The organism is Pseudomonas extremorientalis, from assembly GCF_024584605.1.
In the GTDB taxonomy this organism is placed as follows: domain Bacteria; phylum Pseudomonadota; class Gammaproteobacteria; order Pseudomonadales; family Pseudomonadaceae; genus Aquipseudomonas; species Aquipseudomonas extremorientalis.
Genome location: NZ_CP089519.1, coordinates 1,732,935 through 1,747,668, shown reverse-complemented (window position 1 = coordinate 1,747,668; position 14,734 = coordinate 1,732,935). Strand labels below are relative to the sequence as shown.

Here is a 14,734-nt window from a genome sequence, read left to right as displayed (position 1 = left end):
CGAGGGGGCAGTTGTGCGATCTACGCGATCAGCTGACGGAACTGCGCCCTGAGCTTGTCGGCGTCACGCAGGAAGTCATCCCGGTGTATCGCAAACGTCGACTCATCAAAGTGCAGGACATCCTTGGGCGGAAAGTCGAAATCCACCGGGTAGACTTTGTTTTCCTTCGCCGAATACATGAAGTTGGACAACTGCACATCGTTGGGAAACATCTCTTTCTTCTGCAGGTCCGCCAACATCTGATCGAGTGCCTGCTGTGCTTTTTTCGGCAAACTGCGCGGCGCAATGGCATCCAGCGCGACTCCGTTGATCTTTTTCATTTTTATATAGCCGCGGCCGTTTTCGAACAGCGTCATGGCAAACCCTTCGCCGTGATACTCATTCAGGCAAGCCGCTTGCCGCTCGAAGTAATCAGGCACTTTTACATGACCCGGCTCCCGGGTTTCCTTATAGACATGAATGCCGTCGAGACTTTCATAAAGACGGCTCTCGGAGCCCCCGCCCATCATCCGCCCCAGGTCTGATGCAACGCTGGGCGGGTTCCCACCCCTTGCCCCCAAGCGCATCCACTGGTCGCCCTGCACATGCTGCACCAGCAGCGGGGTCTGCCGATTGGCACTGTAGATGCGCGCCTGGACCACGCCTTCAGGCGTGCGGGTGACTTCACGCACTTCATAGACCGCCGCCTGGCCACTGCTGTCGATATGCCGGATATGCGCGGTGTGCCCATCCGCCGCCCTATACACGCCCTGGCTATTGCGCGTGCGCCCGGCAAGGTTGGATTCAGACACCCTGTACTCGCGAAACAGCGTGTTGCTCAGCTCACGGCCAGGCGCAACTTCAACGGTGGCAATAGCACCGTCCACAGCGCGCGCTTTGGCGGCGAAGTCTTCCAGCGGGCTGCCATAGGCCTGCATCCGGTCCGCATCAAAGCTATACCACTTGCCGTCCTTGAGCACCGCGCCGCCTTCCACTGTCTGGCTGGCCACCTTGAATGTCCCGGTGGCGGCCACGCCATGCTGTTGGCTCGCGGCCTTCAGCACGTCATAGCTTGCGCTGCGCCCCGTAAGCTTATTGAGGCCCCGTAATCCCAGGCGGCCGCCCTTGTACAACAGCCAGCCGCTTCCCACCACCAGATCCCCAAGCCCCGCCGCCGGGTTAAAGGTTTCAATGGCTGTCAGGCCAACAAAACGCAGCGCTTTCGACAGTCCGCGAATGCTGGTCACCCCCTTGGAAAAGGCTTTGCCGGCCTGCGCGGCCTTGCCGGCCCCCAAGGTCAACAGACCGACCACATCCAGCGCCAGATCAAAGGCTCCCTCACCATAGTTACCCTTGATGAAGTTGACGATGGCCGACCTGAACGGGATCAGGTTCAAGAAGAACTCCCCGACAGCCTGGTTGGTGGCGCGGTTTTCATCGTAGGAGGTGACACCTCTGGCATACGCCAACACGTCTTCGTTTTTCAAGTCCAGGGACCTGGCGAACACTTCGCCGATGGCATCGAATCGGCTGCCACTGGTCCCTTGTGCCGGACTCAAGGTGTCAAAGAGCACGGTTTTACTGACGACGTTCGCGGTCCTGGACTCCATGTTCCTGGCGGTGTAAGGCTCTGTATAGCGCCCCCTCAAGTAATTCTGTTTTTGTATCGTGCCGCTGCGCGTATCAATCTCATAGACGTTGACCTCCCCACCCCGCGTTGTCTTGACATGCAGGGTATGCCCGCGCGTCTTGAGGGCCAGCGGGGTAAGGAAATCCATGGTCATGGTGTATTCGTTGGTATGGAAGAACTCGAGCTTGCCGTGCTTGAAGTTGTTCCTGTCTTCCTGCGGCAAGGTGGAAACGAGGTAACTGGCCAGGCCCTTGTGCCCGTCTTCATGGTCTTGGATAGCCAGGTCATACTGGCGCTTGAAATCCTCGGCCACCTTGAAGGTACCGCCTTCATACAGGTGGCAGAACCGTTTGACCGGGATGCGGGGATTCTTGGAGATCCAATGCTCTTCGTGGCCCAGCGGCGCACCCTCCATCACGATATCGAGCATGGAATGCATGCCCGGAAAGAGCCCAGGACGTCCCGGCCTCAGCCAGGCTTTCTGGATATCACGGATCTCGAACACACTCGGGTCCACACCGGGGAAGCATTCCTGGAGTCGGGCCAGGGCCATCGCCCGGCGACTGGGAATCTCGGTCTGCACGGCGGCGCTGGCTTTCATCAGCGTGCTCAATTGGCTGTTGTAGGCGATGCGCGCGCGTTCCAGGTCACTGTCGGTCAACGTCGATGAGCCATCGAGCACGCCACTGGCCACTGCCCAGTCGGTCAACGCCTTACGCTGCACATGCTGGCTATCCAAACGGTCAGAACCGGTCTGTCCGGCCTTCGCCAGGACTTCGGTATAACTCATAGTGCGCGTGGCCCCAGGCGAATCGGCTTCGACCCTGGCGACCGCCATCGCCAGTTGCACCCAGATGAGGCTGCCGTAAGTCACATTGGCGGGGATGCCCTTGACCAGAAACTCGGGAGCCCTCAAGGCAAGGAGCAAGCGCGCCGCAAATGTCGCGGTTTGAGGCGTTGCCCGTCCTTGTTCGACCAGATGGGCACCCACGCCTTCGATCACCACTGAAGCTGGCTGCCCCCGGTAGCCGCTTTGCCCCTGGATAAATCCGTGGATCGAGTTCAGCGGATCCAGCCCTAGCTGGAGAGCGGCGATCACGTAATCCTGGTTGCTCGCGTCTGTCGGCAAACCGCCGAGTTCACTCTGGATGACCTGCTTCAGTGCCTGAGCTTTGGGCGAAGCCAGCAGTTTTTGCAGGGCAAGTGCCAGGGTTTTCAAGTCGGTGTTGGTCACCGCGCTACCGCTGAGCAAATCCCCCAGCACGCCTATGCGACTGTCCGGCATCAGGTCGAGGATGGCTTGCCGCTGCGATTCAGTCAGCGGAACCGGCCAGGAGAGCGCTCCGCCGAAATTACCCAGTACGGGAGCAGGTGCCGGTGCGGCCGCAGCTGTTTCACTTGGACCGGTGACGGCCGGGAGGGGAGTATTCACATTGCCCGCTTGAACAAGCGGGGCAGAAACGCGGTGAGCAGCGTCGATAGCGGTCATGATGTTCAGCTGTCCGTGGCCAAGAAGTCACTCTTGGTGCTGGAACCTGGCAAAACGGTTCCAGCGGGACGGTGAAGCGTGATCAGTAACCGCGGTCGAAATCCACTTCCCCACGCAATGCGTTCTTGGCCTGGTACGCCCGCAGGTTTTGCACAAACAGTTCCACCATCAATTCCGGCGAGGTCGGCGCGGAACTGTGCCCGGTCAGCAACAGCCCCCAGGCGGTCCAGAACGGATGACGCTGCGGCAACGGCTCCTGGCGGCACACATCGATCACCGCACCGGCCAGGTGCCCTTCCTTCAAGGCTTCGACCAGGTCGGCATCCACCACCGCCACCCCGCGTCCGACGTTGATAAACAGCCCGGTCGGCTTGAATTGCTTGAACAGCGACGCGTCGTACAGGTCGTGGGTGCTCGGCGTGTTGGGCAGCAGGTTGATCACGTAGTCCACCTCGCCCACCAGACGACCCAACTGGTCGAGCCCGGCCACCTCGATAAACGGCGCCTGCTCACGTGCAGTACTGGCGATACCGTACAGTTTCACGCCAAACGGCACGAGAAACTCGGCAACACTCTGGCCGATATCGCCGGTGCCGACAATCAACGCCTTGCGCCCGGCCAGACTCTGGCCCATGCGGTTGTCCCATTTGCGCTCGACCTGGCTCACCAGGCGCGCCAGTACTTCGCGCTCGTGGCCGAGCATGTAGGTGAGCACGAATTCAGCCATGACCTGGCCAAAGATACCCACGGCACGGGTCAGTCGATAATCCCGCGGCAGGCCCTCGGCCAGCAGCGGGGTGATACCGGCCCAGGTCGATTGCAGCCATTGCGGGTGATGGCCCTGGCGCAGCAGCGTCGCCAGCAGGTCCGGCTGGCCCAGCCATACCGGGCAATCGGCGGCCAGGCGCGACAACTCGGCCGAGTCGCCGCTGGTCAGCACTTCAAGGTCCGGTGCCGCTTCGCCGAGCAATTGGGCGTAGAGCGGGTGATCCTGTTCAGCAATCAGAACACGCATGCATAAAACCTTTCAAAAACAGTACGGACGGCCGCCCGCATCCTTACGGCCACCGCCCACTTATACGATTCCATTGAAGCGAGTGCCCCGGATGGGGGCACCGGTCGATCACATCGGGTCGTTGCGGCGCAGCAGCTCTTCGGGCAAGTGTTCGATGTACTCGTCCTCGGCCGGTGGCATTTGCAGGTGGTAGCCCTGTTTGTCGAGGTTTTCCAGGACTTGCACGATGTCTTCCTGTTGCAGCTTGCGCTCGGGCGTCAGCACCAGGTCAAACGCGTGGGCCGGCTTGCCGAAAATCGTGATCAGCGCTTCAGGCACACGTTCAAGGGCATCGCTCTTGAGCACATAGAGGTACATACCGGTGCGTTTGGAGCTGCGGTAGATGGAGCAAATACGTTTCAAGGCTGTTCTCCGGCGGTGGCCAGGCTGTCGAGCAGCGCCTGGCCCATCAACTCGCGGCGCCAGCCACGCAGCGAGTCTGGCAATTGGTAAGGCCCATCGGGGTAGCCACTCTTGACCAGGGCTTCGAGGGTTTTCTTGCGCAGCATCAGTTCCGGCGCCATGTCCAGGCGTTCGGCCTCAGCCTGGCCAAGGGCGCGCAGTTGCTTGATCAGTGCGGCGGCATCCACCGGCAAAGGCTCGGCAACGGCGGGCGGCCATTGGTCCATGGGCACGCTGCCGGCACGCTTGATCAGGTCCAGCAGGAACTGGCCGTCCTGACGCACGGTACGCGGGTGCATGTCTTCGATCTTGCCCAGGGCGGCGAGGTTATCCGGCTGGGATTTGGCCAGGGGCCACAGCGAGTGTTCGCGAATGATGCGGTTGCGCGGCAAGTCACGCGCGCGGGCTTGCTGCTCGCGCCAGGCGCACAGTTCACGCAGCACGGCGAGCTGGGCGCGGGACAGTTTCCACGCCAGCTTGGCGTCGCGGTACACCTCGTACGGGTCGACTTCGCGGCGCAGGTTGGCGACCAGCTCGGCACCGTCTTCCAGGACCCAGGCGTACTTGTCGTCGGACAGTTGCGGACGCAGCCGCGTATAGACCTCAGCCAAATGCACCGCGTCTTCGGCGGCGTAGCTGATCTGGGTCTCGGACAACGGCCGCTGCAGCCAGTCCGAACGGGTCTCGCCCTTGGGCAGCTCGATGTCCAGCACGGCTTGCACCAGGCGCGAGTAGCCCATGGAGAAACCGAGGTTCAGGTAAGCCGCCGCCAATTGGGTGTCGAACAACGGCGCGGGCAGGCTGCCGGTCAGGCGCAGCAACACTTCGAGGTCTTCGCTGCAGGCATGCAGCACCTTGATCACCGCCGGGTTCTCCAGCAGCGCAGCCAGGGGTTGCCAGTTGTCGATGGTCAGGGGATCGATCAGGTAAGCGCGCACGCCATCACCGATCTGGATCAGCCCGGCAATGGGGTAAAAGGTGTCGACCCGCATGAATTCGGTGTCGAGGGCGACGAATGGCAACTGCTGCCATTCGGCGCAATGCTGGCCGAGGCTATCGTTGTCGCAGATCCAGTGAATATCGATGGCCACACGGCTCTCCCTTGAAGAATGGCGCGCAGTATATATCGCGAAAGGGGCTAGCGAGCATCCGCAGTGCACAGCCGACCATGAAAACTCAGACAGGAGATGAAGAATAGTCCGACAGGCGGGAGTTATCCTCTCTTACGAAGAACGTAGACCCGCCACAGGTTGGAGCCCGGCATGAACTCGTGATGGCTCAGGACCTTGAAACCGGCCTGGCGGAACTCGTCCTCAACGCTGGTACGAGAAGGCACAGAGACAATCACCGAGTCGCGGCTGACCCGATGAAACTCGCGCAGCAACGCCTGGCGCCCTTCACTGCCGGGCACATGGCGAAACAATTCCAGGCAGAAAATGCAGTCCACCGCATTCGCCGACAAACCGATGGAAAACGCCGACCCCTGGAATGTCTTGACCCGCTTGAGCAATGCCGCCGGATGGTGGGTAAGCGCGTGGTCGAGCATGTCCTGGGAGTTGTCCGACGCCAGGATAACCCGGTTGACGTGTTCGGCCAGCACCGGCCAGAAGCGCCCCGACCCGCAGGCCAGGTCGAGGATCAGGCCCGGCTCACCCGCAACTTTCAAGGCCTGACGCACCAACCACTCACTGCGCCAGGCCGCCAGGCGCTGCGTCAGCCCGGGCGGGCGCGTGTCGCCGCAGACCCTGGCGTGCTCACGGCCGCAGCGCTCGGCGTATTCAATCTCGATGGAGGAAGGCGTGTGTGGCGACATCGCGGGCTCATATGGGTGAAACGGCTGTGAACGACCTTGATTCGCAGCTTAACCAGCGCAACGTGAAAAAAAGGTCGAAACCGTGATTGCCACCCAATCGATCATGCCTGATGCAAATACCACCGCCAGTCTTGCTCCCCGACCTCGCCCATGAACTGGCGGTATTCGGCGCGTTTTACCGCCAGGTACACGCCAAGGAACTCACTGCCAAACGCTTCCCGTGCCCAACTGGAAGCCTCCAGTGCGCGCAGGGTGGTGAGCCAGTCGGTGGGCAGCAGCGCCTTGGCCTGGGCATAGCCGTTGCCTTCCACCGGGGCGCCGGGGTCACGTTGCTCACGGATGCCGCGATGGATCCCGGCCAGGATCGCGGCGGCAGCCAGGTAGGGATTGGCGTCGGCACCGCAGATACGGTGTTCGATATGCCGCGAATTGGCCGGCCCGCCCGGCACCCGCAGGCTGACGGTGCGGTTGTCCACCCCCCAGGTGGCGGCCAGCGGCGCGTAGCTGTTGGTCTGGAAACGCCGGTAGGAGTTGGCGTTGGGACAGAACATCAGCAATGAGTCGAGCAAGGTACTGAGCATGCCGCCCACTGCCTGGCGCAACAGCGGCGTGCCATCAGCGGCCTCGCTGGCGAACAGGTTATGGCCCTCGGCGTCCGCCAGGCTCACGTGCATGTGCATACCGGTGCCAGCCAGACCGTCGAACGGCTTGGCCATGAAGCACGCGGTCATCCCGTGTCTATGCGCCACGCCCTTGACCAGGCGTTTGTAGCGCACCGCTTCGTCCATGGCTTGCAGGGCATCGGTGCGATGTTCCAGGGTGATCTCCACCTGGCCCGGCGCGTATTCGGAAATGGCGGTGCGCGCCGGAATACCTTGCAGCTTGCAGGCGCTGTAGAGGTCGGCCAGGAATGGCTCGATCTGCTCCAGTTCGCGCAGGCCATAGACCTGGGTCGAGCGCGGTCGCCCGCCGTCCACATCGCGTGCCGGTTGCGGATGGCCATTGGCGTCAGGCTTCTGGTCAAGCAGGTAGAACTCCAACTCGGCCGCCATCACCGGGTAGTAACCGTCGGCCTTGAGCCCGTCGATCACCTTGGCCAGCAGGTGCCGTGGGTCGGCCACGGTGGCAGGCAGGCCTTCGGTGGGGTGCATGCTGACTTGCACCGCCGCAGTGGGGATCAGCCGCCACGGCATGCGCTGCAGACTGCCGCTGATCGGGTAGGCGCGGCAGTCGATATCGCCCACCTCCCAGACCAGCCCGGAGTTTTCCACGTCGTCGCCGTTGATGGTCAGGCCGAGGATGGTGCTGGGCAAAGGCCGCCCGCTCTCGTACACCGCCAACAGTTCGTCGCGGTGCAGCCACTTGCCGCGTGGCACGCCATTGTTGTCGAGGATAAACAGCTCGAACATCTCGATGTCCGGGTGTTGTTCAAGGAAAGACTGGGCTTCCTGCAGGCAGGCAAAAACACTCATGGGCATTCTCATACGTAGGGGTCGGGCAGGCGCGCAGGTGCACGCCATCGAACGGGATGGATCAACGTAGGAATGCGGTATCTGGTGGGCGGGCGTGCCGGCAGTGGAACAGGGCCCAGAACGCGAGGGCGGACGGCAGTTTCGCGGAGTGAGTGTCGGAGGAGCCGTCCATGCGGGGATCACAGTGCAAGAGATAACTACCAGCGTCACACGCCGGCACAGGGCAATTAAATTCAGGGTTGACGGAGTTTGGTTGCAACTTGGCTAAACATTCAGCGTGCCTTGCCACCCTGCCCCACGCTGGAAATAATGGCCGCCCCGACCATGCCCCAAGGACTCGACCGCATGAAAGCTCTTTTCGCCCTGTGTGTACTCGGCCTGGCCACCAGCGCCGTGGCCGACACCGCGCCCTCGCGCCTTGACCAGGTGCTCGAGCGCGGCACACTCACCGTCTGCACCACCGGTGACTACAAGCCCTACACCTCGCTGCGCGCCGACGGCACCTATGAAGGCATCGACATTGCCATGGCCGAATCCCTGGCCAAGAGCCTCAACGCCAAGATCCACTGGGTACCCACCACCTGGAAAAGCCTGATGCCGGACTTCCTCGCCCAGCGCTGCGACATCGCCGTGGGCGGCATTTCGGTGTCCCTGGAGCGCCAGAAAAAAGCCTTCTTCAGCCAGGCCCTCGGCGTCGACGGCAAGATCCCCCTGGTGCGCTGTGCCGACGTGCAGCGTTACCAGAGTGTCGAGCAGATCAACCAGCCGAATGTGCGCGTGATCGAACCGGCGGGCGGCACCAACGAAGTGTTTGCCCGTGCCCATCTGGGCCAGGCGCAAATCCGTTTGCACGACAACGTGACCATCTTTGACGAACTGCTGGCCGGCAAGGCCGACGTGATGATCACCGACGCCAGCGAAGCGCGTTACCAGCAAAAGCTCAAGCCCGGGCTGTGCGCGGTCAACCCGGAACGGCAGATGCAATACAGCGAGAAAGCCTTCCTGCTGCCCCGCGATGACGTGGCGTGGAAGAGCTACGTCGACCAGTGGCTGCACCTGAGCGTCGCCACCGGTGTGTACGACGGCATCGTCAACCAGTGGCTGGCGGCGCCTTGATCAACGCGACAAAGGCCCGGCACGCGGCGCTGCGATAGGCGCCCCGGCGACTGAGCAGTGCCACATTGCGTTGCGGTAACGCAGGTTCAAGGGCGACCGCGCGCAACTCCGGCTGGGCCTGGGCAATCGCGCTGGGCAGGATGGTTGCCAGGTGGGTGTTGCGCACGATTTCGATGATCGCACTGATGGAGTTGGCCTCCATCGCAATCAACGGCTTTACCCCTTGCTCGCGGCAATAGCCATCGATGTAGCGCCGCGTCGCAAAGCCTGAGTTGAGCAATACCATCGGCTGCTCCAGCCACTGCCGGTCTTCCCCCCCTGGATGGCCGGCCCCCACCACCACGCTCAACGCTTCGGCAAACAGCCCTTCGCACTCGATGTCCGGCAGATGCTCGCCGGTAAAACCGATGCCGATATCCAGCAGGTCCTCGGTGAGCGCGGTTTCCATGCGATCCTGGGTCAATTCTTCGATGCTCAGGGTGATTCCCGGATACAGGGCGTTGAACCGCGCCAACAAAGGGCCGATCAGGTACGCGGTGAAGGTCGGCGTCATCGCCAGGCGCAGGCTGCCCCGGCTCAAGTCCTGCACGTCATGCATGGCCCGCGTGCCAGCCTGCAGGTCCTGCAGGGCCAGGCGCGCAAAGCGTGCATAGGCGGCGCCGGCATCGGTGAGGCTGACACTGCGCCCGGAGCGGTCCAGCAACGGCGCGCCGAGGGTGTCTTCCAGCTGTTTGATCTGTTGCGACAAGGTCGGCTGCGACACGTGCAGCGCCTCGGCAGCGCGGGTGAAATTACGGTGCTCGGCAACGGCCAGCAGGTAACGGATATGGCGCAACAGCATCGGCGGCCCTCCAGCTATAGGCATGACTTATGGAAACCATAATAAGCCGGTCTTGGACGCTATAGCTGAAAACTTCCATCCTTGCCCCATCAGCGACGCAAGGAGAACCCCATGCAAGACCTCATCAACGGCTTTCGCAAGTTCCAGTCAGAAGCCTTTGGCCAACGCAGCGACCTGTTCAAACACCTGGCCACCACCCAGAACCCCGGCACGTTGTTCGTGTCCTGTTCCGACAGCCGGGTGGTCCCGGAACTGCTGACCCAGCAGGAACCCGGCGATCTGTTCGTGATCCGCAACGCCGGCAACATCGTGCCGTCCTACGGCCCGGAGCCGGGCGGTGTGTCGGCCACGGTCGAATACGCAGTGGCGGTGCTGGGGGTGCGCGACATCGTGATCTGCGGCCATTCCGACTGCGGCGCCATGACCGCGATCTCCACCTGCAAATGCCTGGACCACCTGCCGGCCGTGGCCAACTGGCTGCGCCACGCCGAGTCGGCCAGGCTGATCAACGCCGCCCGCGAGCATGCCTCGGACGCCGCCCGCCTGAGTTCATTGGTGCGCGAAAACGTGATCGCGCAACTGGCCAACCTCAAGACCCACCCTTCGGTCGCCCTGGCGCTCGGGCAAGGCCGGCTGAACCTGCATGGCTGGGTGTACGACATCGAGACCGGTGCCATCGACGCCCTGGACGAACGCAGCGGTGGCTTTGTGTCGCTGCTGGATCAGATTCACGCTGCCTGACCTATTCCAACCAAAGAGGACACCACCATGTTGCAATCCCACTTCGCCCAAACCCCACGCCTGGCCCTGGCCGATACCGTGATCGAACTCAAGGCGCGCAAGAACCTGTCCTGGCAGGACCTGACCGACGGCACCGGGCTGAGCCTGGCATTTGTCACCGCCGCCCTGCTCGGCCAGCACCCGTTGCCCAAGGAGGCCGCTGATGTAGTGTGCGACAAACTCGGCCTGGACCAGGACGCCAGCCGCCTGCTGCAAAGCGTGCCCCTGCGCGGCAGCTTCCCCGGCGGTGTGCCGACGGACCCGACAATGTATCGCTTCTACGAAATGCTCCAGGTCTACGGCTCGACCCTCAAGGCGCTGGTCCACGAGCAATTCGGTGACGGCATCATCAGTGCGATCAATTTCAAGCTGGACATCAAGAAGGTCGAGGACCCGGACGGCGGCTCGCGCGCTGTGATCACCCTGGATGGCAAGTACCTGCCGACCAAACCCTTCTGAGTGGCCCGCGACCGTCTACGCTCTTGTCACACCAACAAGATCGAGGGACGGGTAATGAAGGCACTGCTTCGAACCACCTGGCTGCTGCTGTTGTGTTTCAGCCAGGTGCACGCCGCAACGGCTCAGGATGAGGACGCCCAGGCCGCCAAGGCGCTGCTGGAAAAAGCCTTGGCTTACTACCAGGGCAATGGCGACAAGGCGTTTGCCGCCTTCAGCCGCCAGGGCGAGTTTGTCGACCATGACCGCTATGTGTTCGTGGTCGACACCCGGGGCGTGCTGCTGGCCAGTGGCGGGCCCTCTTCCGCCTTGATCGGCCGCGACGTGTCCGAGGTGCTCGGGCCGGAGTTGCGCCAGTCATTCAAGGATGCGCTCAAGGTGCCGGACGGCCAGGGCATCCAACAGGCCGATTACCGCTGGCAGAACTGGAACGACGGCAAGGTCGAGCACAAGCACGTGTTTTATCAACGCGTGGGCGAACGCATCCTGGCGGTGGGTTACTACCTGCCCCGGGCCACTCCGGAACAGGCCCGGGCCCTGCGCAACAAGGCGGTGAACGCACTGCTCAAGGATGAAGCCGGCACGCTCAAGGCCATCAATTCCTTGCAGGGCGGTTTCCTGCAGGATGACCTCTACGTGTTCGTGGTCGACCTCGATACCCAGCGCTATGTGGCCCATGGCACCAACCTGCGCCTGATCAACACCGACTTCAGCAAGATCAAGGACCCCGACGGCAAGCCGGTGGGCGAGCCGATCCTGAAGCTGATGACCGAGCAGGACCAGGGCGAATACAAGTACCGCTGGAAAAACCCGGTGACCGACAAGGTCGAGAACAAGCATGCGTATGTGCGCAAGGCCGGGCATTTCATGGTGGCGGTGGGTTACTACAGCCCGTGAATGGTGTCCTGCCGGTTATTTAGCGTTGTCTTCACGGCCGCGCAGTACCCGGTTGGGCATTGCGATTGCGGCCGCGAGCCCCAGCAGCGACACCGCTGCGCTCACCATCAACAAATGCCGGAAGGTCACCGCCAGTTCCCCGCGCAGGGCGTCCTGCGCCGGGCCGGGGGCGGCGTTGAGGCCGTCGAGCAGCACGTTGCCGGAACTGCCCTCGGCCACCAGCGCACCGCTGGCCAGGTGGGCGAAGCTGGAGTCCTGCAGCAGCGCCAGCAACAGCGCCGACATGCACGCCACCCCTACCGCCCCGCCCAGGGAACGGAACAGGTTGGTGGTGCTGGTGGCGACGCCGATGTCGCGTTGTTCCACCGAGTTCTGCGTGCCCACCAGCGAAGTGGGGAATTGCATGCCGGCCGCGATCCCGCACAGCAACATGAACATCGCCGTCAGCCCCACCGCCTGGGGCGCGCTCAAGGCCATGCCAAGAATCGCAAAGGGGCTCAGCAAGGCGCCACTGAGGATCATCGGTTTATAACGACCGGTCACCGAGGTCATGCGCCCGGCAAAATAGGCGCCCATCGGCAAGCCCATCGCCAGGGGCAGCAGGTGCAGGGCCGCGCTGTCAGCGCCTGAGCCGGTCACCGTCTGATAGCGCAGCGGCATCAGCACCGTCAGGGAAATCGCCTGGAAGCTGGTGAAGAAAATCGTGCACCAGCACAACACCGCGCTGCGGTTGGCGAACAGATGCATCGGCAACAACGGCTCCCGGGCGCGCCGCTCATGCCAGACAAACACGGTTAACGCCACTAGCGCACACGCCAGCAAGCCGAGCACCTGATCGTCGCGCCAATGATGGCCCTGGCCGATTTCGGTAATGCCCAGCAACAAAGCGGTCAGGCCGATGATCATCAGCAACGTGCCGAGGTAATCGATGATCGGCTTGCGCTGCGGCACCGGCAGCCCCACCAGCGTGCGATGGGCCACGTACCAGGCGCCGGCGCCCAATGGCAGGTTGATCAGGAAGACCCAGCGCCACGACAGGTACTCGGTCATGTAGCCGCCGAGCACCGGCCCGGCGACGCTGGCCACCGCGTACATGCTGCTGAAATAGCCCTGGTAGCGCCCGCGTTCGCGGGGCGGGATGATGTCACCGATGATCGCCTGGCTCACCGAGATCATGCCGCCCGCGCCGATGCCCTGGAGGATCCGCGCCAGCACCAGTTGCTCCATGCTTTGCGCCATGCCGCAGAACAGCGAGGCCAGGGTAAACAGGCCCATGCCGATCAGCATCATTGGCCGCCGCCCGTACAGGTCGCCCAGCTTGCCGTAGATCGGCACCGCCACGGTCATCGCCACCATGTAGCCGGAGATGACCCAGGCCAGCAGGTTGACGTCATGGAATCGAGCGGAGATCGCGGGCATGGACACGGCGACAATCGTCTGGTCCAAGGCCCCCAGGAAGATCGCCATCATCAGTGAGGCGAGGATGCTGCGCACGGCGGGCAGCGGCGGAACGGGCTGATTGAGGTGCGTCACGGCAAGACCTTCGAGCAGGGCCCGCGGGGAAAGGCGGCCCGCGGGAATGCTCGATACGATAGCAGGCTATTCGATAGCTTCGTAAGGAAGCCCGACGTAATTTTCGGCGATGGTCTTGCGCCCGGCCTCGGAGTGGATGAAGTAATCGAGTTCACTCTCGGCGATGCGCTGGCTGAAGCCATCCGCCTCGGGAAACTGATGCAGCATCGAGGTCATCCACCAGGAAAACCGCTCGGCCTTCCACACCCGCCGCAGGCAGATGGCCGAATAGCGCTCCAGCAAATCCACCCGGCCTTCACCGTAGACCTTGAGCAGAATCCGATAGAGGGTGCTCACGTCACTGGCCGCCAGGTTCAAGCCCTTGGCCCCGGTGGGCGGCACGATATGCGCGGCATCGCCGAGCAGGAACAGACGCCCGTACTGCATCGGCTCCACCACAAAGCTGCGCAGCGGCGCGATGCTCTTCTCGATCGACGGACCGCTCACCAGGTCGGCTGCGAGGTGGCTGGGCAGACGGGTTTTCAGTTCGTCCCAGAAGCGCGCATCGGACCATTCATCAAGCGGCTCTTCCACCGGCACTTGCAGGTAATAACGGCTGCGCGTCGGCGATCGCATGCTGCACAAGGCGAAGCCACGCGGATGTTTGGCGTACACCAGTTCAGGGTGAACCGGCGGCGTATCGGCGAGGATACCGAGCCAGCCGAAAGGGTAGACCCGTTCGAAGACGTTCAGTGATTCAGCCGGGATCGATTGGCGCGCAACACCGTGGTAACCATCGCAACCGGCGATATAGTCGCACTCCAGGCGAAAGGCTTCGCCCTGATGTTCGAAAGTCAGCCAGGGTCGATCACTTTTGAGGTCGTGCGGTTGCACGTCATGGGCTTCATACAGGGTGATGGCGCCCGCGGCAGCACGGGCGGCCATCAGGTCGCGGGTGACTTCGGTCTGGCCGTAGATCATGACCGTCTGGCCGCCGGTCAGCGCCTTGAGGTCGATGTGGGTCAGCTGCCCATTGAGCGCCAGCTCGAAGCCCTCATGCACCAGGCCTTCGTTGTCCATGCGCTGGCTGACGCCCGCCTGCCGCAGCAGGTCGACCATGCCTTGTTCCAGCACCCCGGCACGGATGCGGCCTTGTACGTAATCAGCGCTCTGGCGCTCCAGGATCAGAGTCTGGATACCGGCGTTGTGCAGCAGTTGGCCGAGCAACAGTCCGGAGGGACCGGCGCCAATAATGGCGACTTGGGTTTTCAGCGTTTTCATTATTTTTATGGC

At 62.7% G+C, this 14,734-nt stretch carries 13 protein-coding genes; 4 read left to right on the top strand and 9 right to left on the bottom strand.

Translation table 11 applies throughout. From position 1 onward, the window contains the following. Positions 1–20: 20 nt before the first annotated feature. The 6 genes from LUU92_RS07765 to LUU92_RS07740 all read right to left on the bottom strand — a co-directional run bounded on the left by LUU92_RS07765 (position 21) and on the right by LUU92_RS07740 (position 7,839). Positions 21–3,041: an OspG family effector kinase gene (locus LUU92_RS07765; protein WP_257103378.1), complete on the bottom strand. Its 3,021-nt coding sequence runs from the start codon at positions 3,039–3,041 to the stop codon at positions 21–23. Between the two features lie 139 nt (positions 3,042–3,180). Beyond that, complete coding sequence (locus LUU92_RS07760) at positions 3,181–4,113, bottom strand: D-2-hydroxyacid dehydrogenase (protein WP_071488978.1); 933 nt, start codon at positions 4,111–4,113, stop codon at positions 3,181–3,183. A gap of 108 nt (positions 4,114–4,221) precedes the next feature. Then, the gene (locus tag LUU92_RS07755) at positions 4,222–4,515 is read right to left on the bottom strand and encodes a YcgL domain-containing protein (RefSeq protein WP_071488977.1); all 294 of its coding nucleotides are present in this window, start codon (positions 4,513–4,515) and stop codon (positions 4,222–4,224) included. Further along, complete coding sequence (gene rnd, locus LUU92_RS07750; protein ID WP_071488976.1) at positions 4,512–5,645, bottom strand: ribonuclease D; 1,134 nt, start codon at positions 5,643–5,645, stop codon at positions 4,512–4,514. Before rnd ends, LUU92_RS07755 begins: the two co-directional genes overlap by 4 nt. A gap of 122 nt (positions 5,646–5,767) precedes the next feature. Then, positions 5,768–6,367 carry a class I SAM-dependent methyltransferase gene (locus LUU92_RS07745; protein WP_071488975.1) on the bottom strand — a complete coding sequence of 200 codons (600 nt, stop codon included), beginning with the start codon at positions 6,365–6,367 and terminating at the stop codon, positions 5,768–5,770. Positions 6,368–6,468: 101 nt separating this feature from the next. After that, the gene (locus tag LUU92_RS07740; RefSeq protein ID WP_257103377.1) at positions 6,469–7,839 is read right to left on the bottom strand and encodes a glutamine synthetase family protein; all 1,371 of its coding nucleotides are present in this window, start codon (positions 7,837–7,839) and stop codon (positions 6,469–6,471) included. Positions 7,840–8,184: 345 nt separating this feature from the next. Between LUU92_RS07740 and LUU92_RS07735 the strand changes: the two genes are divergently transcribed. Continuing rightward, positions 8,185–8,955, top strand: a complete 771-nt coding sequence (locus LUU92_RS07735; protein WP_071488973.1) for a transporter substrate-binding domain-containing protein — start codon at positions 8,185–8,187, stop codon at positions 8,953–8,955. Here LUU92_RS07735 and cynR read toward each other — a convergent pair. After that, on the bottom strand, positions 8,930–9,796 hold the full coding sequence (cynR, locus tag LUU92_RS07730; RefSeq protein ID WP_257103376.1) for a transcriptional regulator CynR: 867 nt from the start codon (positions 9,794–9,796) through the stop codon (positions 8,930–8,932). The two genes, LUU92_RS07735 and cynR, sit on opposite strands and share 26 nt — an antisense overlap. Positions 9,797–9,907: 111 nt before the next feature. On the opposite strand from cynR, the gene LUU92_RS07725 reads away from it, so the two are divergent. The 3 genes from LUU92_RS07725 to LUU92_RS07715 are packed head-to-tail and all read left to right on the top strand — an operon-like array spanning position 9,908 to position 11,929. After that, positions 9,908–10,537: a carbonic anhydrase gene (locus LUU92_RS07725; protein ID WP_071488971.1), complete on the top strand. Its 630-nt coding sequence runs from the start codon at positions 9,908–9,910 to the stop codon at positions 10,535–10,537. A gap of 27 nt (positions 10,538–10,564) precedes the next feature. After that, on the top strand, positions 10,565–11,035 hold the full coding sequence (gene cynS / locus LUU92_RS07720) for a cyanase (RefSeq protein WP_071488970.1): 471 nt from the start codon (positions 10,565–10,567) through the stop codon (positions 11,033–11,035). Positions 11,036–11,089: 54 nt separating this feature from the next. Then, on the top strand, positions 11,090–11,929 hold the full coding sequence (locus LUU92_RS07715; protein ID WP_257103375.1) for a cache domain-containing protein: 840 nt from the start codon (positions 11,090–11,092) through the stop codon (positions 11,927–11,929). Positions 11,930–11,944: 15 nt separating this feature from the next. Here the strand turns inward: LUU92_RS07715 and LUU92_RS07710 are convergent, their stop codons facing one another. After that, the gene (locus tag LUU92_RS07710) at positions 11,945–13,462 is read right to left on the bottom strand and encodes an MDR family MFS transporter (RefSeq protein ID WP_222541199.1); all 1,518 of its coding nucleotides are present in this window, start codon (positions 13,460–13,462) and stop codon (positions 11,945–11,947) included. Positions 13,463–13,528: 66 nt separating this feature from the next. After that, positions 13,529–14,713 carry a 4-hydroxybenzoate 3-monooxygenase gene (gene pobA, locus LUU92_RS07705; RefSeq protein WP_222541686.1) on the bottom strand — a complete coding sequence of 395 codons (1,185 nt, stop codon included), beginning with the start codon at positions 14,711–14,713 and terminating at the stop codon, positions 13,529–13,531. Positions 14,714–14,734 lie beyond the last annotated feature (21 nt).

Coding starts and splice junctions, on each gene's coding strand:
- LUU92_RS07760 (WP_071488978.1), bottom strand. CDS start 4,113: ATGCGTGTTCTGATTGCTGAACAGGATCACCCGCTCTACGCCCAATTG.
- LUU92_RS07745 (WP_071488975.1), bottom strand. CDS start 6,367: ATGTCGCCACACACGCCTTCCTCCATCGAGATTGAATACGCCGAGCGC.
- LUU92_RS07740 (WP_257103377.1), bottom strand. CDS start 7,839: ATGAGTGTTTTTGCCTGCCTGCAGGAAGCCCAGTCTTTCCTTGAACAA.
- LUU92_RS07735 (WP_071488973.1), top strand. CDS start 8,185: ATGAAAGCTCTTTTCGCCCTGTGTGTACTCGGCCTGGCCACCAGCGCC.
- cynR (WP_257103376.1), bottom strand. CDS start 9,796: ATGCTGTTGCGCCATATCCGTTACCTGCTGGCCGTTGCCGAGCACCGT.
- LUU92_RS07725 (WP_071488971.1), top strand. CDS start 9,908: ATGCAAGACCTCATCAACGGCTTTCGCAAGTTCCAGTCAGAAGCCTTT.
- cynS (WP_071488970.1), top strand. CDS start 10,565: ATGTTGCAATCCCACTTCGCCCAAACCCCACGCCTGGCCCTGGCCGAT.
- LUU92_RS07715 (WP_257103375.1), top strand. CDS start 11,090: ATGAAGGCACTGCTTCGAACCACCTGGCTGCTGCTGTTGTGTTTCAGC.